Annotated in this window: 17 protein-coding genes; 4 read left to right on the top strand and 13 right to left on the bottom strand. The window is 40.8% G+C overall.

The window, feature by feature from the left end; genetic code table 11:
* Nucleotides 1-13: 13 nt before the first annotated feature.
* The 12 genes from UB32_RS02475 to UB32_RS02420 form a co-directional block, all read right to left on the bottom strand.
* Nucleotides 14-877, bottom strand: coding sequence for a carbohydrate ABC transporter permease (locus UB32_RS02475; protein WP_044390914.1), 864 nt, complete (start codon nt 875-877; stop codon nt 14-16).
* Nucleotides 874-3,138, bottom strand: coding sequence for a DUF5696 domain-containing protein (locus UB32_RS02470; protein ID WP_044390912.1), 2,265 nt, complete (start codon nt 3,136-3,138; stop codon nt 874-876). Before UB32_RS02470 ends, UB32_RS02475 begins: the two co-directional genes overlap by 4 nt.
* Nucleotides 3,131-5,152, bottom strand: coding sequence for a YIP1 family protein (locus tag UB32_RS02465; protein ID WP_044390910.1), 2,022 nt, complete (start codon nt 5,150-5,152; stop codon nt 3,131-3,133). The genes UB32_RS02470 and UB32_RS02465 overlap by 8 nt, the downstream gene beginning before the upstream one ends.
* 18 nt (nt 5,153-5,170) lie before the next feature.
* Entirely contained in the window at nt 5,171-6,049 is an 879-nt protein-coding gene (locus UB32_RS02460; RefSeq protein ID WP_044390909.1) for a carbohydrate ABC transporter permease, read from the bottom strand.
* A gap of 19 nt (nt 6,050-6,068) precedes the next feature.
* On the bottom strand, nt 6,069-6,959 hold the full coding sequence (locus tag UB32_RS02455; protein WP_044390908.1) for a carbohydrate ABC transporter permease: 891 nt from the start codon (nt 6,957-6,959) through the stop codon (nt 6,069-6,071).
* Entirely contained in the window at nt 6,949-9,897 is a 2,949-nt protein-coding gene (locus tag UB32_RS02450) for an extracellular solute-binding protein (protein WP_044390907.1), read from the bottom strand. Before UB32_RS02450 ends, UB32_RS02455 begins: the two co-directional genes overlap by 11 nt.
* Nucleotides 9,898-9,921: 24 nt before the next feature.
* Complete coding sequence (locus UB32_RS02445) at nt 9,922-11,304, bottom strand: ABC transporter substrate-binding protein (protein WP_044390906.1); 1,383 nt, start codon at nt 11,302-11,304, stop codon at nt 9,922-9,924.
* Nucleotides 11,305-11,405: 101 nt separating this feature from the next.
* The gene (locus UB32_RS02440) at nt 11,406-13,772 is read right to left on the bottom strand and encodes a beta-galactosidase (RefSeq protein ID WP_044390905.1); all 2,367 of its coding nucleotides are present in this window, start codon (nt 13,770-13,772) and stop codon (nt 11,406-11,408) included.
* 9 nt (nt 13,773-13,781) lie between these two features.
* Nucleotides 13,782-14,753 (bottom strand): LacI family DNA-binding transcriptional regulator, encoded by a 972-nt coding sequence (locus UB32_RS02435; RefSeq protein WP_044390904.1) that lies wholly within the window; start codon nt 14,751-14,753, stop codon nt 13,782-13,784.
* Between the two features lie 321 nt (nt 14,754-15,074).
* Nucleotides 15,075-15,518 carry a threonine/serine exporter family protein gene (locus tag UB32_RS02430; protein WP_044390903.1) on the bottom strand — a complete coding sequence of 148 codons (444 nt, stop codon included), beginning with the start codon at nt 15,516-15,518 and terminating at the stop codon, nt 15,075-15,077.
* Between the two features lie 15 nt (nt 15,519-15,533).
* Nucleotides 15,534-16,292, bottom strand: coding sequence for a threonine/serine exporter family protein (locus UB32_RS02425; protein WP_044390902.1), 759 nt, complete (start codon nt 16,290-16,292; stop codon nt 15,534-15,536).
* Between the two features lie 106 nt (nt 16,293-16,398).
* The gene (locus UB32_RS02420; RefSeq protein WP_044390901.1) at nt 16,399-16,848 is read right to left on the bottom strand and encodes an OsmC family protein; all 450 of its coding nucleotides are present in this window, start codon (nt 16,846-16,848) and stop codon (nt 16,399-16,401) included.
* 229 nt (nt 16,849-17,077) lie between these two features.
* On the opposite strand from UB32_RS02420, the gene UB32_RS02415 reads away from it, so the two are divergent.
* The 4 genes from UB32_RS02415 to UB32_RS02400 all read left to right on the top strand — a co-directional run bounded on the left by UB32_RS02415 (nt 17,078) and on the right by UB32_RS02400 (nt 22,742).
* Nucleotides 17,078-18,730: a M20/M25/M40 family metallo-hydrolase gene (locus tag UB32_RS02415; protein ID WP_044390899.1), complete on the top strand. Its 1,653-nt coding sequence runs from the start codon at nt 17,078-17,080 to the stop codon at nt 18,728-18,730.
* Between the two features lie 146 nt (nt 18,731-18,876).
* Nucleotides 18,877-20,526 carry a glutamine--tRNA ligase/YqeY domain fusion protein gene (locus UB32_RS02410; protein WP_044390897.1) on the top strand — a complete coding sequence of 550 codons (1,650 nt, stop codon included), beginning with the start codon at nt 18,877-18,879 and terminating at the stop codon, nt 20,524-20,526.
* A 22-nt stretch (nt 20,527-20,548) separates the two neighbouring features.
* Nucleotides 20,549-20,863 carry a hypothetical protein gene (locus UB32_RS02405; RefSeq protein WP_044390895.1) on the top strand — a complete coding sequence of 105 codons (315 nt, stop codon included), beginning with the start codon at nt 20,549-20,551 and terminating at the stop codon, nt 20,861-20,863.
* A gap of 232 nt (nt 20,864-21,095) precedes the next feature.
* Complete coding sequence (locus UB32_RS02400; protein ID WP_044390893.1) at nt 21,096-22,742, top strand: PAS domain-containing sensor histidine kinase; 1,647 nt, start codon at nt 21,096-21,098, stop codon at nt 22,740-22,742.
* A 36-nt stretch (nt 22,743-22,778) separates the two neighbouring features.
* Here UB32_RS02400 and UB32_RS02395 read toward each other — a convergent pair whose 3' ends face one another.
* The gene (locus tag UB32_RS02395; RefSeq protein WP_044390891.1) at nt 22,779-23,009 is read right to left on the bottom strand and encodes an excisionase family DNA-binding protein; all 231 of its coding nucleotides are present in this window, start codon (nt 23,007-23,009) and stop codon (nt 22,779-22,781) included.
* Nucleotides 23,010-23,012: the final 3 nt, after the last annotated feature.

Raw genomic sequence — 23,012 nt, 5'->3', positions numbered from 1 at the left:
CAAATCCCTCCATTTATGAGTATTTACTTTTCCCTTTGAATGACATCGCACCTACGGTCAGAGCCAGGGCGATTGCAATGATAAGAAAGTATATCCATGACAGGGCTGATGCATAGCCAAAACCCGTATCCACCTTGAACATATTTTTCTGGATATGCTCAATAATGGGATTCAATGAAAAAATGGAGAACATAACAATCGTATAAATCGTGTTGACTATGATCATTGGTGTAATACTTGGAAGTGTAACCTTCCAAAACATTTCCCAGTTCGATGCTCCATCGATTTTTGCAGCCTCATAGGTTTGCTGGTCCATCTTCTGAAGGGCTGCAAGGAAAATAAGAATTTGAACACCTGAAAACCAGAGGATAACAATCAAGTTTTTAATCAGATAGAGAAGCATTCCGTTGAAAATGCCTTCAGGGTTCGCGTTTAACATTTGATAAATTGCATATTGCTCGATTGATGGTATTGTTGTGACTCCCTGGTCCATTAATTCCTTGATAACCGGCCCGCTAGCAATAATCACCGGCAGGAAAAATACTGTCCTGAAAAAGCTCCTGAATTTAACTTTCTGGTTAAGAAGCAAGGCAATGATCAAGGAAAATACAATAATAATCGGTACTGATATGACCATTTCTTCAATGTACTGGGTCAATCGGTCCATAAATATCGAATCTCCGGTAAAAGCAAACTGATAGTTTCCAAACTTTACAAATTCAGTTCTGATTCCGCTCGTCGTAATCTTTACACGATGAAAACTCAAATACAAAGAATACAGAAGGGGGAGAGCAGTGAATACAAGAAATCCGATGATCCATGGGGAGACGAATAGCAAGCCAATCATTCTATTTCTTGATGCTAATTTGCTCTTCACTTTGCTCCCTCCTCATTTGTTTCAACAACGAACCCTTTCGCTGGAACATTAATTTCCTGGCTGCTGTAAGGTTTGTTTGTATAGTTCACCACGATTTTCACCCCATTTGCATAGGTGACCTCACTGATACCCTTTGCCGGAATATATCTTGAAACAATCTCTTCTCCTTTTACCTGACCAAGACTTTCTTTGATTACGTTATATTGTTGCACAACATCATCTTTCCAAATGGAATACTCAGAAGTATACACATCCTTTGAAGCCGTCTTCCTTAGCAATTGGGAAGGCTCTGAAGTCAGCAAAAAGGATGGATAAGCTCCATACTCTATCATCCTCAGCAGCTCATCCTCCGGATCAGAATGAAAGTTGGAGAATGGGGCGTAATATGGAATGTAGCCTTTTAGCACGATTTGTAAAAATGGAACTGTGTCCGTTTCAAAAACGTAATTTGATGAATACATTGGAATGTCCAAATAGCGTTCCGTTGCTGCAAGAGCATAAGAATTCGGTTCATAGAGCGCTAGTCCGCCAACATGCTTTGACAGCACTTCATATAATTGGCTATATGTCTCCAGTGTTTCAATTCGGTTTGATTTTTTATCTTTGCTATAGTCAGAGAATGAGATGTATCCTGTTGCATCCAGGGCAAGATTCTTAATATTGTAATCACTATAATGCTCAATATCTTCCTTTGCCATTTCAAGTGACATCCCTGGGGAAAGATAAAATGCATTCAAATCTTTATCCTTATAAGAAATTGTCTCTGAGCTAATCTTTTTTGCTACGTCCTTACTTCCGGAGAATCCTTTGGCACCTTCGTAAGCCTTTGTATAATCCGTGGAAAAGTACATTGGTATATCTTTTTTGCTCAACAGATTAACTGTATCCTGTAAATCGGATATACTGCCAAGCTTTCTTTCAAAAGGAAATTTGGCCGGCAGGGTCCCAGTTAATCCGCCTTTCGACCAGCCTTTATAGATTACGAATTGATCTACCAGACCTTCTCCATTCAATTCCTCAATGAATCCAGGAATCTCTCCCACCTTCGTCATCGGAATGACAGAATCCCACAGGAGGCCTTTTTTTACTTCACCACCAAGGAATTCAAGACGGATATCTGCAGTGTCTTTTTGTTTCTCCAGCATTCCGTTTTCAATCAAATACTGTTGATATCGTTTTGCCATTCCTACATAATCTGCGTTTTCACCACTTAAAAAATTGTACTGTAGTTTTATATCAAAAGAATTTCGTTCTTTTTGATATACATTAATTCCATCCATGCTTTTACTTGTTGGCTGGTAATATTCATACCTGTAGTTATATTGGGAATGAACCCAATTCAAATCTGTCGACACACCAGCAGGGAATGCGACGATTTCACCGTACTCCTGCCCACTTTCAATGATGGAAACAAAACCGTTTTGTTTCACACCGTGGATAGCCCCGAATACTGGTATCTTAATAAGTTGAACAGGATTAACATATTTTACCGAGTTGAAGCTCCTATATCCATGATCTGGGCCGAAGATTGATCCTATAAAAGGAGAAGCAGATTTCTTGCTGCTTTTCTGATATCGAATCAAAGCACCGCTTCCATCAGGGATGAACATGTATCCATTGATTTCATTCTCATTCACGGCTCCAAGGAATGGGTATACCTTCATCGAGACAATCTTAGTTCTTTCGCCTTCTTTGACCTTTTCGTCAGGTATTGTCACTGTAATGCCTTCTTTAGTTAGTTCAACTTGCACATTGAAGGAGATCTTTGCCTGAAACAGATTCACTGAAGCTGTGAATCCCTGATCATCCCGCTGGATCTTTGGGCGTGTGTCATTTGTCAAAATGCTTTCCGTTTTCAGTTTACCTTTACGGTCAAGGTAGTCGATTGTAATTGCGGATTGCGCCAGTTCCGTCCATGTATCATTCAATCTGTATTCCTTTTTTGAATCTAATCCCGATTCCCACACATAACCTGTTTGTTTGTTCTCGATTTTTAAAGCAAGGGACTTTTCATCTACATATAATGCGAGATTCATATTTTCTGCAATTTTATTGAATCCTTCAAAGGAAACCTCTTTTTTAATAGGCTCCTGATCCCTTTCTGTAAGTGTATATTGAGCTGATCCATATTTCATTCCGCTCTCACTGTCATTTGTCATCGTTTCAGGAGTCGTCTCCGGTTCAAGCAGAGTTGTACTATCTGCTATCGCATGAATCGGCAGCAAAAGAAGTATAACTGCAATCCTCATTTTCTTAAACACGTAGCATAGCCTCCTTTATAATGGAATAGACAAAGTCGTAAACCTGACCAAAAAGAACAAAAACAATGAATATTACCAGAATCATAATGGCCATTCCAAACAGAGTAATAAAGATGTTTCTTACTGTCTCAGAGAAGGTATAATTGTGAATTTCTTTTATCATTATGGTTAGAATCATCAGGCACCATGCATAAACAATCCTTATTGCAAAGTCATAAATGAATGATTCATTTAGTGTCAGTACATTGGATATCAGGACAATTGGAAGAATGAAAACGATATACGGTGCCAAAGAGTAAATAGTCCCGATGTATATATCTTTAAATCTCCCTTCCCCATCGTTGATGGTACTGACTAGGTAGTTGACAATAATGAATAGCAGAATTGGCACAATGAGTTTAGTTGCTTCTGCTCCCAGATTCGTTTCACTTACATTCAGGCTGGTAAAGATAAAGCCAGTCTGAAATTTACTGATTAAATATTCAATGAACAGGACCATGTAAAAAATCGTTGCCGACAAAACCGAGGCATATTTTTTCCTTTTTAAATAATAAAAGCTATCGATCGGATGTTTGAAAAATTGAAATAAAAACAAGAGTTCATTAATCAATCTGATTCGTCTAATGGAACGGATTCTATCTATGGGTTTTTCCAAAAAAGCTGTTTTCCCATTCATATATTTCAAAAGAAAATAAATAACTGTAGCTGCAATTAGCCCTCCAAAAAAAGAACCGAGATATTTCTGCATCCAGGCATGGCGCACTTCCCAGAAAGCATCTGAGTAGCCTGACACATCTTCTGCGAAACGGAACTCTTCAAGCGATTTTTCATAATCCTGCTGCTTATAATAAGCTCTACCCATTGCTGTATGTGCTAGACCGAAAGATGAATTTAGTTCAAGGACAGATTCCCAGTACTTCTGGCTTTGAACATATAGTCCTTCCTTGAACAAACCAATTCCCTCATGCACCTTATTGGCAAAGGCTGTTGCTTCAAAAACTTGGATCATGCCTCGTTCTTTATCCGATACATATAGTCGACCATTCTCGTCAATGGCCACTCCAGTCGGCTGTTTAAAAAGGCCAAGCCTGTTTGATCCATCATCTGTTCCACCAAATAAAAACAGAAGATTCCCGAAGCTATCGTATTCAGCTATTAATCCGGCGCTGGTGACTACAAAGATATTTCCATCTGTATCAATGCTAATGTCCTGAAGATTATTCGCAGCCATAATATCGGCGCTTAGTATATTTTTTCCGGCAACGTTCAGTTTTTTGATTACTTCGGTTTCAGTACCTTCTGTTATTGAATAAATTAAACCTCGCTCATCTAGTGCAATATTATCTGGAGCAGGCGGAGTTTTGAGAAACATGCCCGCCTTTTGCTGTTCACTAGTCAATAAATTTTTAACAAAAGAGGAGAAACTGACTTCTGTAGAATTTACTCCGTAGTACCCAAGAAACTCTCCTTTATTGCTCAACTGAATAATGCCGTTAGTAGATCCTTCCCCAATGACGTAAATATTTCCCCTTCGGTCTATGCCTACCTTTTGAGGTTTATATGGAGATGTCTTTCCGAATAGTGGGGACTCAGGTCTTCCGTAATCACCTTTTAGCTCCCCTTCATTTGAGAAACGGAAAACCTTTTCTTTACCGTAATCTGCGACAAAGATATCTCCTTCCTCATCTACAAATACACCGGTTGGCAGATCAAGTACGTTTTTTCCTATTAGCTTTTTAACTGTACCATCTAAATTCACAACTACAACTTGCTTATTTCCTGAATCTGCTATATAGATTCTGCCTTTTTTATCTGCATAGATATCTTCCGGGGCGACAATTTCTGCATTCTGTAAAAATTGGCCGAGCGGTTTGAATGCCGTCTGGGTTTCAATTAGGTTCCCGTCAGGTGATAATGTTTCGGTAATGTAGGGTGCAGAAGCAAAAGCATTGCTCTGCAAAGAAAAAATTACAATAAAGCAGAGACTGACGATGACTTTTTTAAATTGGTTCATTTCCCTCCCTCCTATCTGTTATTTAATTCCTGAGTGAGCCATCGTACTCATTACTTGACTCTGCAGGAAGATGAAGATCACCAGGTTAGGGATGAACATGATCAGTGATGCTGCTGCTGCCATCCCTTGACCCGCTACATTATTACCCGTCACCTGGGAGGCCAGTGTGGACATATAGAAGGAGAAAGTTTTTAACCCTTCATCATTAACATACAACGTAGATGTCTCCACACTGTTCCAAACTAATTGAAAACTCAAAATCGCGATTGTTGCTAGTGCAGGTTTCACTAGAGGGATAATGATCATGAGAAATATCTGAAAATCGCTCGCACCATCAAGCCTCGCTGCTTCCAACAATTCATCTGGTATCTGGTCAATGAACTGCTTAACAAGGAATAGACCGATCGGCATTGATAACAATGGAAGGATATGAACAATAAAAGTATTGATCAAGCCAAGGTTTTCAATCAATAAATATCTCGGTATCGCTACTGCAGCAGGAACGAACATCAAAGCCAAAGTATTTATTTCAAAAATCATTTTCTTCATTTTGAATTCTTTTTTGGACAAAGCATATCCAGCCATTGTACTGATCAGTACTGTTAAAAATACAACGATCAGGGTAATGACAATACTGTTAAATAGATAACGTGACATTGGAACGCCGGTTGCATTAGACTGGGCAAACAGGTCCGCGAAATTTTGAAGCGTAGGTTTTTCCACAAAAAACCTCGGCGGGTATGCAAATAATTCATCTATCGGCTTAAATGCATGAAAAATAATAAAAACGATTGGCAAAGCCATAAAAATTGCCAGTGGAATTAAAATTGCATAGAATTTCAATTGGCTTTTATGAAACTTTGACGGATTCATTTTAGTTCCTTGAAAGGCCGACATGCCTAATCACTCCCGTTAATTAATCCTTGTCACCAAATAATTTCCAAGCTACCTTTGAGAAGGCATAAACAATTAGAAGCAAGACAACTGATATTGCAGCCGCGTAGCCCATCTCATAACGGATAAATCCATAATCCTCTAAATGGTTGACCATCAGCTGGCCGGCATATTGCGGAGTTGGGTTGGCACCTGAAAGTGCGACCCCAATCGCTCCGGCCTGGAATGTTCCGACTACAGCCATAACTGCACCAAATAGCATTTGAGGCTTCATCGAAGGGATAGTAATATAGATGACCTCCTGGAAACGATTTTTGATTCCGTCGATATATCCCGCTTCATAAATTTCGGTATTGATGTTCAGTACACCGGAAAGCATTGCCAAAAATCCTACCCCCATGCTGCCCCAAAGTGTCACAACAATCATTATTTTCATCAAATATTCTGGTGACTGAAGCCACTGGATTGGTTCAAGCAATGCTCCCATGCTGATTAGTAAGCTGTTCAAATATCCGGTTTCATCACCGCTGAAAATGATGGTCCAGACAACTGCCATCGCAACGCCAGCAGTCATGGAAGGGGAATAGATGATCAATGCCAGTATGGTACGAGGACCTTTTGGTATCTGGGCAAGCAGCCAGGCGAGCACAAACGATAAAATATACCCTCCAGGACCGACAATCAGGGCAAATGTCAGTGTATTTGGAACAACTTTCTGCATAAAAACTTCATCTTGTGTAATCAGACTGACGTAATTGGCAAGACCAATGAAACTTGGTGCTTCAATCGCGTTAAAATAGGTGAAAGATAAAAAGATTGCCGCACCAACGGGAATAATGATGAAAGTTGTGAATAATAGAATATAGGGTGACAGGAATATCCAGTGATTATATTCACGCTGTCTAGTTTTCATACTTTGCTCTCCCCCAGCTTTCCACCATTTCTATGGAAGGAACCTGATACGACCTTACTATCTTGCCATCTTTCATATAACCAAATTCCTCCATTTTTCGGCTTATTTCTCTGTCTATGGCAATAACTGAATCATCCACTGTCGATCTTGCATTTTCTCCATCAAAGACTATTCGGTTCCAAATATTACTTAACTCACGCTCTACCATATAGGCACCTGGTGTTTTTGGCACTTCTTTCAAATATTTCCATTGCTTTAAAATAGTCTCTTTATGTTCATCTGGCCATGGTAGGTTTGCAAATGCCTCAAGATTGGCTGTATTCCACATATATTCTGGTCCGTACATCGTTTGAAGTGACGATGCAAACTCCGTCTGTGTTTCAGCATTAAGCCACCACTTCAACAGTTCCCAAGATTCTTCTTTATTTTTAGTTCCTTTGAAAATCATCGCAGATTGGCCGGAACCTGTCGCCCAACGTTCAATCGTTCCATCTCCCTGCTTTACTCCCGGATACGGAGCAATATCCCACCATCCGGCAATTTCTGGTGCAGCTGAAGTCAGTTGGACATAAGTTTGAAAACTTGAAATGCCAATTGGTAATGTAGAATAACGGAAATGATTATAGAAATTAGGTACCTGTAAAGGCATGCTATAAATCGTATTCAAGTCTGTCATGAACTGTATTGCTTTAAGCGCTTCTTCACTGTCAATATTTGTCGACATTCCATCTTTAGAATAAAGGTCTCCCTGGAACTGGTAGATGAATGGTGCTGTTGTCTGGAACGGTTTAAAACCAATCGAACCTGCGATTGGTGTGTAATAATTCATTCCAAAGCGCTGAAGCTCTGGTAGGATTCCGATTACATCTTCCCAAGAATCAGGAACCGGAATATTCAGTGCCTCCAATATATCCCGGCGATAAAACTGAACGAAAAAATCCTGAGTCTCTGGAAGAGCATACACAGAATCATCAATCATAAAGGGCAGGAATGCACCTGGTGAAAACTGTTCGCTATATTCCTCAAAATCAGCAAATTGCTTCAAATCTACGGCTGCACCTCGAATCGACAGTTCATAAGGGAGCCAGCTACTGATGCCAAGCGCGATATCCGGCTGTTTATTGGCAGCACTTGATAAGATTAGTTTCTGCTCATCTGGCATGATTGAAAATTTCACTTTTATGTCTGTTTGCGGAGTGAACTGGCGGTCTGCCATATTTTGAATTAATTCGACGTATTGCCTTGGGCGGTTGATCCATACTTCTATTGTTTCACTGTCTGTTTCTGATGCCGAATAATTTCCTGAAGAGAAAGACAAGAAGAAACGTTTAATGCCATCCACCGTACTCTTCCAAAATCCAGCTTCCGGAGATGGGAGTTCCACATTTCCGTGAACATAAAATCTATCGATCAGTAAGGGTTGACTTTGAACATTAAGAAGTAGGTTCCCAAGTAGCTGGGCAACAGATGAAGTACCTTCTGAAAGCTCAGTCATTCGATTCGGTATTTCATCAGGTTTTTCATTAAGCGTCCTGAGCTTTTCGACTGCCAGTTTCAATGAAACGACTTCATTCGACTTGCTGTCTGAGCGGCTGACCCCTTGTAAATACTCACTTTCCTTTTCCAGAATATTTGCCCAGCGATCGACCCTATCCTCGATATCTGGAATAAATTCAGTAATCTTCCAGCTTCTAGCCTTGTCATTTTGATTTCCAGTCAGCTTCTTTATTGAGAGTGCTAGTTCTTCAATTTCCTTCATCACTTCGTTTGACCGGTTTACAACTCTTTCGGCCGGTGATGCATCTGCTTCCAAACCAATAAGATGTTCTCCTTTCGTCAAGTAAAACAAATACTTCTCTCCGTCTTCTTCGCCCAGTGTCACATTATGCCATTCTTTATTGAAACCGAATGTATAATGAGCCACTTCCTCAAAAGGAATTTCTCCGTCAATCAGTACCTTTCTGAATACTGATCCCCCTGTTTCTTTGTTTTGTTTCACCTTAAAGGTTAAGTAATAATATCCATCTTTCTGTACATCTACTTTCCAGTTGACTCTCTGGCCGCTCGTGCTCCAGGATTTTTCTCCGAAGCTGTTTAGAAGCAAGCTTTGTGTGTCGTTTGGTACAGTTGAAGAATCCCTTATTGCAAATGGTCGTGCAAATGAACTGTTTTTAATATAAGGTTTCTCGGCTTCTACCGTAAAAAGGCTTTGATTGCTTTCATTCCCATCCAGCTTATTCTTGTACTCTTCATAGTTTGGAATGTTTTCGGGAGATTTGATATATGTCTTCCCAAGAAGCATTTCTCCCCGGAGGTTTTTCAGTGTTATGATGTTCTTGCCTTTGTTCAGAAAAAACTTCAATGGTGAAGGCTGCAAATAGCTTGCATCTTCCGCCTTAACTGTACTCCATTCTGATACTGAAATTTGGTTTGGAATGATTTCGTTGCCAAACCGGTCTTTGCTAAATTCTTCATTTTCACTTTTCCATTGAACCGGAAAAACGATTCTCCTGCTTTCATAGAAAGGGAATTTCCCATTTATCAGAATTGCACCCTCTATTGGAACAATCTCTTTGCTTATCGGAAAATAGTCAAAAGAAAGTTCATAAAGTCCTTCTTTTTCGATTTTAACTTCAAACGATACAGCTTTCTGATTTCCCCAATAGAATACACGATCCTCATATCCTTCACTTTCTTCGGGAGGCAACAATTCATTCTTGCCTTCACCGATGAAACTGGAAGGAGGGACAGACGTCTCAAAATCCGAGACGCTGTCAATCCCTTTCTCTTCCCATTGTTCCAGGATGGTATAATAGCGCGATTCTATGACGTTTTCAGCAGGACGGCCTGCACTGTCACCATTTTCAGCAAATACTGACCCTTTTGGGATTAAAAACAGCAGCATAACCATCCAAATCAATAACATCTTAGTTTTCATACCATTTACCTCCTGTGATTAGACTTATTTATTTAAAGCCTCAGCTGCTTCTTTGCTCTTTTTGTCTGCTAATTCATCAAGTTGTTTTGCGTAATCTTCAACCTTGTTTTCGCCTTTGAAGAAGCTATCAAGCAACTGGCCAGTTGTTGCGTTTTCATTGTCGCCAACTTTCACACCTGTTGTTCCTTCAAATCTGGATTCAATGTAACCGGGAACTACTTTCACCGGCTCAACGATAGCATTTTCTAGATTGTCATATGCTGTACGGATTCCAGGTACATCGAGAATCTCAAAGTATGCATCCAATACTTCCTGATCGCTGTTAACTGGCAACGTGTTCAGGGTCTTGCCTTCTGCATCTGCAATTTCAACGCGCTTCAAGAAGCCTTCTTTTCCAAATGACATCCATTTCACGAATTGAAAGGCTTCCTCAGGATGCTTGCTTGATTTTGCAATTCCGACATAGTCATTAACTACAACTGTTCTGCCACTAGGGATTCCAACAAAATCCCAATCGAAAGCTGCACTATCATCAATATGGCCAGTCGCCCATGTTCCATCCCATTTAAGAGCCACTCCGCCATTCAGCCACACTTGTTCTGGATCTTCACCTTTAAAGTTTGCCTTTTGATCATCTGGCAGCGTTTCATATGCATAGCCATTAGTGGCAATTTCTTTGGCAAGATTCATACCGTTGATGAACTCCTTGCTATCCAGTGAGTATTCGCCGTCCTTATACGTAAACCAGCCAAGATCTTCATTTGCAGCTGCTGGATACCAGTCACCGATTGTAAATGGATGGTTAGTACCTGCAATACCTTTACTTACATTTGTAGCTTCCTTAACACTTTGCGTAAATTTTTCAATAGACATTCCGTATTCTGGAGTGTCAAGGTTAGCAGCATTGAAAATGTCCTTATTGACAAGGTAGCCAAGGAAATGCTGTGCAAATGGAATTGCGTATTGCTTTCCGTTTAGTTTAGATGAATCCTGGACAATTTGGGGAATGTTTTTGAAGTCCTCATCACCCTGCGCAAGTTCTGAAATGTCCATCACCCATTCATTTGAAACTGGCAATGGAATTTGGTTAAGCGCAAATACATCCGGCATTTTTCCTCCGCTCGTTGCAGAAGCCAGTGACCCGTTCCAATCAGCAGGGTTGATTGATTCATCAATCTGAACTTTAATATTTGGATACTTCTCTTCAAAAGCCTTAATCATTAAACGTTCCAGGTTTTGCTCTTCTTCAGTTCCAAGGTTCCAGTTGGCGTATGTGATGGTTACTTCTTCTCCACCAGATTTTTTGTCTTCTTCTTTGGAGGTCTTTTCCGTGTTATCATTTCCAGTACATGCTGCAAGTGAGAATAATAAGGTTAAACTAGCCAAAAGCGATAAAATTTTCTTCATATTTTTCCACTCCTGTTTTATTAGTTTATTAGTTAATAGTTTAGGATAACAGCTTCGACTTAATGGCTGCTATTGCACAGAATCTCGCTTAATTCCCCCTTTCAAGTTCTTTTCTTGAAACTAATTACTTCAAGGTTTTCTTTTGTGCGGATTGTTATCTTATATTTTTTATCATCTATTACTTCCACTCTGACCGACTCATTTTTTTCAACCATCCAGATTGCAGAATCAAAGATGAATACCTCTTCCTTTTGGATTACTCTAAAGGTTACTAAGAGCTTGTCATTTTTATTTTCAGTCGTATTTATCTCACCCGTTCCGTAAACGATCGTCAATTCCTTGTTCAAGGATACATTTACAGGTAGCATTAGACCGCTCCTTGGGCGAATTGTCAGCTTCTTACCTTCGAAAAGAGCAACTCCTTGATAAGTGATTGCGGTTTCCTTCTCATATTCATCAAAGTTTTCGATAAAGAAGAACTTTTCTCCAGTTAAACCTTCCCTCACTGTAATATCCAAATCCTCAGTTACTTTGAAACGTTTTTGGATTCCGGCTTTACCGACAATTTCATTGACAATGTCCTTTTTATATTCAAAGTCAAGGTCAAAGCCGACTCCTAGCATAAGCAACTTACCTTTTCCAAGTTTTTTTTCAAAAGCTACAGGTTCCCTTGATTCATCCTCTGTCCATCCAAACACTTTGTCATCGACATTGTATGTTTGCATGAAATTGACCTTGACGCTGTCAAAACTGCCAATTGTCACAAAACAATCCCGCTTTTCTCCACTAATCTTTACATCAATGTAATCTTTCAAAATGGTGCATTGATCATTTTTCATGGATCTGTCCGGAATTTCAGGGAAAAGAATAAGAGTACCGCCATTTTCAAGGTAGTTTACAAGCTTTTGCTGAATGTCAGCATCCATCCATTTCGTGGAAAACATCCATAAGGTAGGTACGGTTTCCGGATCTAGTTCCATGGCATCCATTACATTTCGACCTTCAAAAATAAAATTATTAATCCGTAACCCTTTGGCTATACCGTTATAAAGATACTTCTCACGTGCATACTGAATTTCATCTACCTGCACCTTTGTATGTTCATCGGAAAATTCTGTCATGTAGTAATCAGGATAGAATCCTAGATGTGTATCATAGACAGGTTTTGTTTCAAGAAGTTGCTGACTGTAGACGTTAAACATTTTGCCAAGATGCTGAATCACATAATAGTGAGGAAGTTTCTTCCCTTTTGAACTTAACGGTGCTTGCCATTCATGTCGGCGCCCTAGAAGACCGATATTTTCATAGTTTTCTCCGCCTGCAAACATATAATAGTTGACTCCATTCATTCCATCTGCAATACATAATCTTGTCGTCAAATCAAATGCAGTAGGCTGCAAGCGAGGCAATGCATGGCTGTTCCCACCCTGGAATTCAGCTGAAAATAACGGCTGCTCCTTCCATTGAATGGCTTTTGTAAAGGCATTTGCCAAAACAATATCAATGTAGTTATCGAATTCGATATTGCCTATATAATAGTCTCCTGCCATTAATACATTTTCAATCTTTGCAGCCTCTAGAAGTTGTGAAATGCCAATTGGGTACATGGTACCCCTCTTTAATAGGTCGATTGAGTGAAAGCCATGAATATTGACTACAAATGGAACCGTAATTCCATTATTTACAGCTAAAAATTTCAATAATTCCAAAAATTCTTGATAATACTTTCGTAGAAACAGGCTGAATTCATTTCTAAGTGCATAAGCATACTTCGATTCAGGTTTTTTAATTTTTAAAGTTGCCAGTTCTTCGATATTCCCATAGGGGACCTGGAAAGTTGCTTCAAGTTCATCTTCTGTGTACTTATTTGCTAAGTATTGTTTGAACAGTTTCAGGGTTTCCTGGTTGTAATCTGGCTGATTTGTGACCCAATGGAACATTCCTACTTCATTGTCAAGTTGGAACAATACGACAGGACCTCCGTATGTTTCCTGGAACGGCTCTATAACTTGACATACTGCTTTGTACCATTTTTCAGTTTTTTTAAGAAAAACAGGATGCATGTAGCTTACAACCCGTGTTGGGTGTATCTCACCAGTATTGGTTTTCGCAACCGCCTCCGGATAGGTGTCAATGAACCACGTCGGCACTCCGTGGTCTACAATTTCTGCCATTACATATGGTCCTGGACGGACAAGGCAATACATTCCTTCTTCTGCTACTATTTCAAGAAAGCCTTTTAGGTCTCTTTCTCCTCTTGTCATCCCAGTTAGATCGATGATTCCTTCTTCGGTTTCATGAAATATCCATGGCACATATGTGCTGATCATGTTAATTCCGGCTTCCTTTATCTGTCGGATTCTTTCTCTCCACTCAGCCCTTGGGATCCGGAAGTAGTGAAGCTCCCCTCCAAAAAGCAAAGTTGCTTTACCGTTGATAATGATTTTTTCATTTTTGATTTGTATCATCTTTCACCTCTAACTAGAATTTCTTACCTTCAACTTGACTGTTAATGGCTCAGGTTCAAAATCTAATTGACCGTCAAGCATTTTGAACAGTGTCGTAGCTGCTAATGTACCCCACTGTTTCCTAGGCACTTCAATAGTTGATAGAGATGGAGTGAAGTATTTTGAAACATAGATATCATCAAAGCCTACCAAAGCTATGTCTCCGGGTATTTGCAAACCAGTTTCCTGTATAGCTCTGGCAGTTCCCATAGCCATCTCATCATTCGCGCAGACCATTGCACTAGGTAAATCATTATTCTGTCTGTTCAAAAATCGACTCATTTCTAGGTAGCCACTAAGTTCAGTAAAATCGGCCCTTATAAGGTCGGTATCTAAAAATGCAACGCCATGATTTTGTAGCTCACTTAAAAATCCTTTCAATCGCGATTCACCATCGTATGATTCTTCAGAACCAGCAATATATCCGATTCGAGTGTGACCTTTTTCTATCAAATGACGCACTGACAATGCAGATCCTAACTGATTGGGTAAAAGGATATTCTTGATAAAAGGGTTTTTGAAATTTCTGTCCAGCACTACTATAGGTAGCTTTTCACTTGCTAGAGAACCAAGTAGTTCATCATCCATGTGATAGTTCAAAATAATCGCACCATCCACATAACGCTCAACAAGGAGCCTATGTTTATCCACCGAAGCACAGACAACCATTTCATATCCCATTTTCATCACGACATCCTGTATGCCTTCCATCATGTCGTTGAAGAAGGGACCAGTGAAACCGCTCAGGAAAAGTCCAATAATATTAGTTTTTTGTTCTTTCAGGTTCTTGGCAAGTCCATTGGGCCTATATCCAATTTCTTTTGCCGCATGAAGAACCTTGCTTTTTGTTTCTTCCGTTATCAAATTACTTCCATTGATAGAGTACGAGGCAGTGGATACGCTTACACCCGCAAGTTTCGCAACGTCCTTCAAAGTAGCCAAATGCTATCCCCCTTTATTTTGAAACGTTTCAATAGATAGATAAAAAAATATACTTCATGGCTATTGAAACGTTACAATAAAATCTAAAAAAATGCGTTGAAACGTTACAATAAATTTATTATAAATTTTAATGAAATCGTTTACAACATATTTTTTCATTTTTTTATATAAAAAACAAAATTGTTCAAAAATTAGACATTAATTTGCACAATCTAATTTTTGAACCTTAAATGGTTTATTTTTAACAAAACAAATGCTTTCAACTTCAACAATAACTCTTAAACATATAAAAAATCCCCCTTAAATAAAGGAGGTTAATCATTATTTTACCGGCCCCAGGCTGGACCTTCTGATCACCTGGTTGATTACTTCAGAAAAAACAAGTCCAACGGCAATTGCTCCAGATATCATGGATGCTTTCGCAGCGAGCGAAACGGCAGCTCCATAGTCATTCTCCACAAAATTCCTCATCGCATCATACGCCAGTCCGCCAGGCACAAGCGGGATAATTCCGGCGACGCTAAAGATGATGCTCGGCATTCGGTATGCCTTCGCAAACAACTGGCTGACGACTGCAATTAAAAAGGAGGCCATCAATGTCGCAAAAACAGTGCCGGATCCGTTTTTATCCAGTGAAAAATAAACTATCCAGCCGACCGTCCCGGATATTCCGCACTTCACCAAGGACTCTCTCGGTGCGTTAAAAATGATCCCGAAGGCTGCCGAAGCAATAAAACTAGTAACTAGCTGTTCGATATAAACCATCGCTTTTTCTCCCGTCTAAAAGAAAGATAGAATTGCCGCTATCCCTGAGCCGATCGCAAACGCCGTTAATAGTGCTTCTGCTCCTTTTGACAACCCAGAAACCAAATGGCCTGCCATCAGATCCCTGACCGCATTTGTAATTAGCAGCCCCGGCACAAGTGGCATCACGGAACCGATGATGATTTTATCAAGCTCCTGGCCGAGCCCGAATTTCACAAACAAAAAGGCGATCATCCCGATAAAGAAGGACGACAGAAATTCAGCAAAGAATTTTACAGGTACAATTCTGTGAAAATAAACGACCAGGAAAAAACCGATTCCCCCTGCGGTCATCGAGGGTAGGAAATCAAGCCAGCTACCTAGGAACATAATTGTAAAACAGCCGCTTGCAATCGCAGCTGCGATAATTTGGATCTGAAACGAGTAAGCTAGATTCGCTTCTTCAATCTCCTCAAGAAGCCTGCACGCCTGGGCAAGCCCTACCTCGCCGCTGCTGATTTTTCGTGAAACAGCATTGACCATGGCTACTTTTCTGAGATCAGTCGTCCTGTCTGAGATCCTTACAAGCTTCGTCCTCTCTGGCCCGACACCTTCCACGGAAAAAATAATTCCAGTCGGAGTCACATAACTGTGGGTCTTGGCGATGCCAAGCGCAGAAGCCATCCGCGACATCGTATCCTCGACGCGATACGTTTCCGCGCCGCTGCGGAGCATAATTTTCCCTGCCAGCAAACAGGCCCGCATCACTTCAAATGTTTGATCCTGATTATCCATAATGATCCTCACATACCAATCCGAACGTTATTAATTTCTTTATCAGTTTAAATCAAAAACGAGTATATTAGCAATAAAAGAAAAAGCCAGCCATGAAACGGCTGACTTAAACTGATTTTTCAATAACAATATTTGTTCTTGATACATGGACTGGATTAGAAATCGTATCATCTACAGGGCAGGTTTTAGCAATGAAATCTGCTAATTCCCTGATGTTTTCTTCTGGAGATGGTGACTTTATATAGTAGGTGTAGCGAATATCCGAATAGCCACGGCGTACATCGGACTTATTCATAAACCCATCAGTATCAATATCTCCTTCTATTTCAACGCGAAACTCCTCTAGTTCCACTTTGAATTTATGGCTGTATACGCGCGCAACGATTGTTTGACATGCACCCAATGCACCAAGAAGCATTTCAACTGGGTTCATCCCCTCGTTGGTCCCACCTAACTTTTCAGGCTCATCGATGGTGATGTGAAAGTTTCTTGCCTGAACATCCACCTTTACTCCTTCTTGCAATGAAGCTGTGGCTTTAATGATTTCTTTTGGCATGATATTCGCTCCTTTCTTTTTACACTTCCATTTTACCCTTTTTTCGCTAGTTTTCTGCACAGAGAACGAAAGGTCACAAAAGAGTCGAGAAGCTTTGAACATATTGTGAAATAGTGAACATTATGTTAATTAGTACTTTTTACATAAGCTACTCCTCCAAATCTTGTATTTCGAGTAAATATGGTTTAGTTTTAAGGGAAACGCGAATTTTCTGAAAGGAGATGCTTTGATGCTTGATTGTCAGAATGAGGTACTATTTTATACAAAACAGCTTGTGAATATCGGAAGCATCGTCAATACGAATGGAGAAATTGAAATTGCTCAGGCACTTTATACGATGATTGCATCGTTTCCTTATTTTAAAGAGAATCCTACCAATGTCATCAAATCGCAAACTCTGAATGATGAGCTCGAACGGTACAATGTACTGGCTTTTGTAAAAGGGACAAAAGCCAGCAGCAACCGTACGGTGATACTAATGGGACATCTGGACACGGTCGGGATAGAAGATTTTACACAGCTTGCTGGCTTTGCGTTCCATCCGGATGAGCTTCTTCTTGAGTTAAAAAAGGAAAAATTGCCTCCACTTGTGAAGGAACAGGCTGAATCAGGTGATTGGATGTTTGGTCGCGGAATACTGGATATGAAAAGCGGAGTTGCCTCGAATCTTTATTTGCTGAAGTATTATTCCGAGCATCCAGATGAACTTGAAGGAAATCTTATCTTTTTGGCAGAATGTGACGAAGAGGACAGCTCGAACGGGATTCTCTCCGCGGTTAAGGATCTTCATAACTGGAAGGAAGAACATCATTTTGAGTATATCGCGCTTGTGAACAGCGATTTCGTTTCCCCTAGATTTCCCGGGGACAGCAGTCGCTATATTTATAAGGGGACAGTTGGAAAACTTCTCCCTTCCTTTTTCATCACAGGTGCTGAAACACATGTTGGCTCAGCATTCGAGGGCTTGGATCCAAATTTGATTGCAGCAGAACTTACGCGACAAATTGATTATAATCCTGAGCTTTGCAACGAAGCTTTTGGGGAAACGACGATGCCGCCAGTCTCTTTAAAGCAGATGGACCTTAAGCCGAACTACACTGTGCAGACGGCGCTGGCGGCGTATGTATATTACAATTTCTTTATTCATTCCTGGACTCCAAAGGATGTTCTCGAAAAAATGAAAGAGCAAGCACGGATCGCTTTTGCTAACGGGTTGAAGCTGTTCGAGGACCGCTACAAACATTTTTGTAAAATCAGCGGCGAGCCTTGCAGGCAACTTCCTTGGCAGCCATGGGTAATGACATTCGAAGAGATGGAAACGGAACTGATCAAGGTGCATAATTCGGAATACACAGCCCATATGGTAGAATTCAAGGAAAACCTGCTTCTAGATGGAACACTTGACCTGAGAATGTATGCTGCGAGAGTGGTGGAGGAGGCATGGAAATGGATGCCTGACAAAAGCCCGGCAGTGATCGTTTTCTACTCCTCCCTCTACTCACCAAGAATTGAAATGACTGGAGAGACAGCTGGAGAACAAAGATTGATTGAAGCTTTGGAATACGCTGTGCAAACAGTTCAGCCGAAATACGAAGAACCAATTGTCATTCGCAATTTCTTTCCATATATATCTGATATGAGCTTTGTCGGTTTGAGCGATGATGATGAAGCGTTGGATGCTGCCGCTCGTAATAATCCTAGCTGGGGAACAAAGTTTTTTGTTGACTATCAAGAAATACGCGAACTGAATATCCCAGTCGTTAACATTGGGCCATACGGGCTGGATGCCCATAAACGGTATGAAAGGATGGAAATTGACTTTTCTGTTCGAATTGTCCCAAATCTCACCAATGAGGTCATCAAGAAGCTTTTAGCAAAATAAGTTTCAGCTGCCTTATCCAGATGAACCTTTTTTCGATCACCTCTTGTTTTTCCGCTTTTTTCTTATTACTATATAGTTCAGTGGAAATATAGTATGGTAATCATTAAAATAAGTATAAGGACTGATCAAAGGAAAGGCTGATTCAATTGGAAGAGAACTCGAATTTTTTAAGAACGATTATTAAGGAAGATTTGAAGAGCGGCAAGCGGGATAAAGTCGTGACCCGATTCCCTCCAGAACCAAACGGATACCTACATATCGGACACGCAAAATCGATTGTCATTAATTTTGGGCTCGCAGATGAGTTCGGCGGCAGGACAAACCTTCGTTTCGATGATACGAATCCGCTGAAAGAAGACCAGGAATACGTCGATGCTATCAAGGAAGACGTCGAATGGCTTGGGTATGAATGGGAAGGCTTGTTCTTTGCATCTGACTACTTCGATGAAATGTATGACCGTGCTGTCCTTTTGATTAAAAAAGGTTTGGCATATGTCGATGATTTATCGGCCGATGAAATCCGCGAATACCGCGGGACCCTTTCGGAGCCTGGCAAGGAAAGTCCCTATCGCGATCGTTCAGTGGAAGAGAATCTTGAACTGTTTGAACGCATGAAGAATGGCGAATTTGCCAATGGGGAAAAAGTATTGCGTGCCAAGATTGACATGTCTTCACCGAATATCAACCTGCGCGATCCAGTTATCTATCGAATTTCGCATGCGACCCATCATAATACTGGGGATAAGTGGTGTATCTATCCAATGTACGCATTTGCCCATCCGATTGAGGATGCTATCGAAGGCGTTACCTACAGCTTGTGCACTACCGAGTTTGAGGACCAGCGGCCACTTTACGATTGGGTTGTCCGTGAAACCGAAATGGAAGCAACTCCACGCCAAATTGAGTTCGGTCGCCTGAACTTGACAAACACCGTTATGAGCAAGCGCAAACTGAGGCAGCTGGTGGAAGAAAAGTTTGTCGATGGCTGGGATGACCCACGTCTGCCAACAATCTCCGGTTTGAGAAGGCGCGGTTTCACACCAGAAGCAATCCGTGAATTCATAAAAGCGGCTGGAGTTTCCAAAGGGTATTCTACAGTTGACGCCCAAATGCTGGAGCATTTTGTCCGTGAAGATCTAAAGCTGAAGGCACCTCGAACGATGGCTATACTTCGTCCTTTAAAAGTTGTTATTACTAACTATCCTGAAGGTGAAGTTGAATGGCTTGATGCCGATATCAACCCGGAAAATCCAGAAATGGGCACACGCATGATTCCATTCTCCCGCGAGATTTATGTGGAGCAGGATGATTTTATGGAAAATCCGCCTGCCAAGTACTTCCGACTCTTCCCTGGCAACGAGGTCCGTCTGAAGCATGCTTATTTCATCAAATGCAATGACGTCATCAAGAACGAAAATGGCGAAGTCGTCGAGCTTCACTGCACTTACGACCCTGAGACCAAGAGCGGATCCGGTTTCACTGGCCGAAAAGTTAAAGGGACACTGCACTGGGTGGAAGCAACACATGCCCTTCCTGCAGAATTCCGCCTGTATGAGCCACTGATCCTTGATGATGAAGCAGAAGAAGGCGAGAACATTTCCTTCCTTGATCAGGTAAATGAAAAATCTTTGGAAATCCTGAACGGCTTTATCGAGCCCAACATGAGGGACGCACAAAAGCAAGACAAATTCCAGTTCTTCCGTCACGGCTACTTCAACGTCGATCCGAAGCACACCACAGCAGATAAGAAAGTCTTTAATCGAATTGTATCGCTTAAGAGCTCGTTTAAACTTTAATCTGTTGATAATTTGGCCTCCCATGGGTGTACGATTCCAGGGAGGTTTTTTTGTTGGCGATATTACCGGGATCTATCAGCCGGATGAGTGGTATCTTGTAAAACTCGTCCATAGCGAAAATATGGGGATTTGGGTCGAAAACCCGTGCCATACACGGACGCCGGTCCAAAAGGAAGATGGCACTCCTATTCCTTCTGAAGACCAGATAGAAGAGACGTGCACTACCCATCTATTTCTGCGCTGGGACTATATCACATCCGTCATTTCTTTCCCAGACACCAATCCTCAGGCTGATAAAAAAGCGAAATTGATTGGATTTAAGCCGGATATTGATTAGCATCCATGCTAAATGGCGGTGCTTGGGATGATCAGATTCGAAAGCAGAGAAGAATTTCCTGAAAAACGCTACACCACTTATAAAATAAGTGGTATTTTTTTGTTTCTTTTCCTCCAAACTAGAAAAGGCTTTGGTTCATTTTTATTCATAAAAATAGAAGAAATTGTGCTATGATAGATTGGCAACATTTTTTGAAATCATGCAGACTTTTCTGCTTATTTAGGAGTCAAATATGAAAAAACAGCAATATGTTCTTATGTTTTTCATTCTCAGCATAGTCTGGATTTATGGGACAAACTATCTGCTCAGTTTATACGCCCCTTCAGATTTTGTTGAGATGATCGAGCACTTGAAGGAGTTTCTTTACGTTTTGCTTGCAGGATGGTTTTTCTATTATTTCATCTCGAAAATGGAAGAACTTAGCGCTTCAAAAGAAGAAGAAAAGCGACTTTCTACTCTGATCAATTCAATGGTGGATTTCGTTATTTTCAAAGATGGAGAAGGCCGGTGGATCCAGGCCAATGATTTTGGATTAAAACTATTTAACATAGAGAACGTAGACTATAGAGGCAAAACGGATTCAGACCTGGCAGAGTATAGCAGCCATTTCAGCGATGTGCTAACATATTGCGAGATTTCCGATGAAGCGGCCTGGAAAGCAGGTGGAATCACTCATATCGAGGAAATTTTGCCCCAGCCAGATGGATCCGTCAAAACATTTGATACAATTAAAGTCCCTCTCTTTCATGATGATGGCAGCCGTCAGGGGCTTGTTATTATTGGCCGGGACATTACCGAACGAAAAAATGTTGAAACTCTGCTTGAAGAAAGCCGGCAGCAATACCGGTCCTTGTTTGAATACAGTCCAGATATCGTTTCGATGCTAGATTTGAATGGAACAATCACCAATATGAATCCTCAGTTCGAAAAAATAACTGGATTCAGCCAGGATGAATATACCGGGGGAAAATATGCAGACTTGATTCCAACTTCCTATAGACAGAAGGTTTTGGAAAAGGTAGCGAGTGTAGTTGAAAACCGCAGCCCGCAAATGTTTGAGCATGAGTTCAAGCATGAAACTGGGAAAACGCTCATTTTCCAAAGCACTTCTCTTCCAATTATCGTCAACGAAAAAATTGCAGGGATCATCTGCAATTCCCGGGATGTCACAGAGCTTCGCGAAACAGAGGAGCGCTTGCGCCGTACGGACAAGCTGTCTGTCGTAGGCGAGTTATCCGCAAGCGTTGCTCACGAAATCCGCAATCCGCTCACTTCCTTAAAAGGACTCGTTCAATTGCTTCAAATGGAGGATGAGAAGCACCAGCTTTACTATCAAATAATGATCGATGAACTGAACCGGATCAATTACATTGTCAGTGAACTACTCCTGTTGGCGAAACCGCAGCAAATCAAATATACAGAAGCAGATTTGCAGATGATTCTTCACGATGTCATTTCCTTGTTAAAAACAGAGGCAAGCCTCCATAATATTCAAATGGAATTTGAGTTAAAAGACGATCCTGTCTTGATTGAATGTGAACCGAACCAACTCAAACAGCTATTCATCAACATTGTCAAAAATGCAATTGAAGCTTCTACTGGTGGAGATGCGGTCTTGATCACTCTGGAGAGGTTTGATACTCATGTCGTCATCAAGGTCAAGGACTATGGCATCGGGATTTCGAAAGAATTGATTGAAAGAATCGGCGAGCCGTTTTATTCCTCTAAGGAAAAAGGAACTGGACTTGGAATGACCGTCAGCTTCAAAATTGTCCAAACCCATAACGGGACCATTAAATTCAGCAGCGAGCCGGAAAAAGGGACAGAGGTTACTGTCCAATTGCCAATCAAGCATGGAGAAAAAGTGAAAAACGACTAAAGGAAAAACGCGAGAGGAATCTACCTTTCGCGTTTTTTAATCTTCATCCTTGATGTCGATGTCATCAGGCACTGGTTCATTCATGATCTCTTGTACCAACTTTTTATATGTCTCCATCTGCTTCAGATGGGTATTGAATTGGTCTTTATTGAGTAAATATTGCTCCCCATCGTGGATGGCTCTGATTTTCCGCTGAAAGATTAGGTTCTCCACCTGTGCCTCAGGGATCGATAAGTATTCTGCCGCTTCTTTTATAGTCAAGTACAAAAC

Origin of the sequence: Mesobacillus subterraneus, assembly GCF_000934845.1 — a bacterium.
GTDB classification, from domain to species: Bacteria; Bacillota; Bacilli; order Bacillales; family Cytobacillaceae; genus Mesobacillus; species Mesobacillus stamsii.
This window is presented reverse-complemented; position numbering and strand designations above follow the sequence as displayed.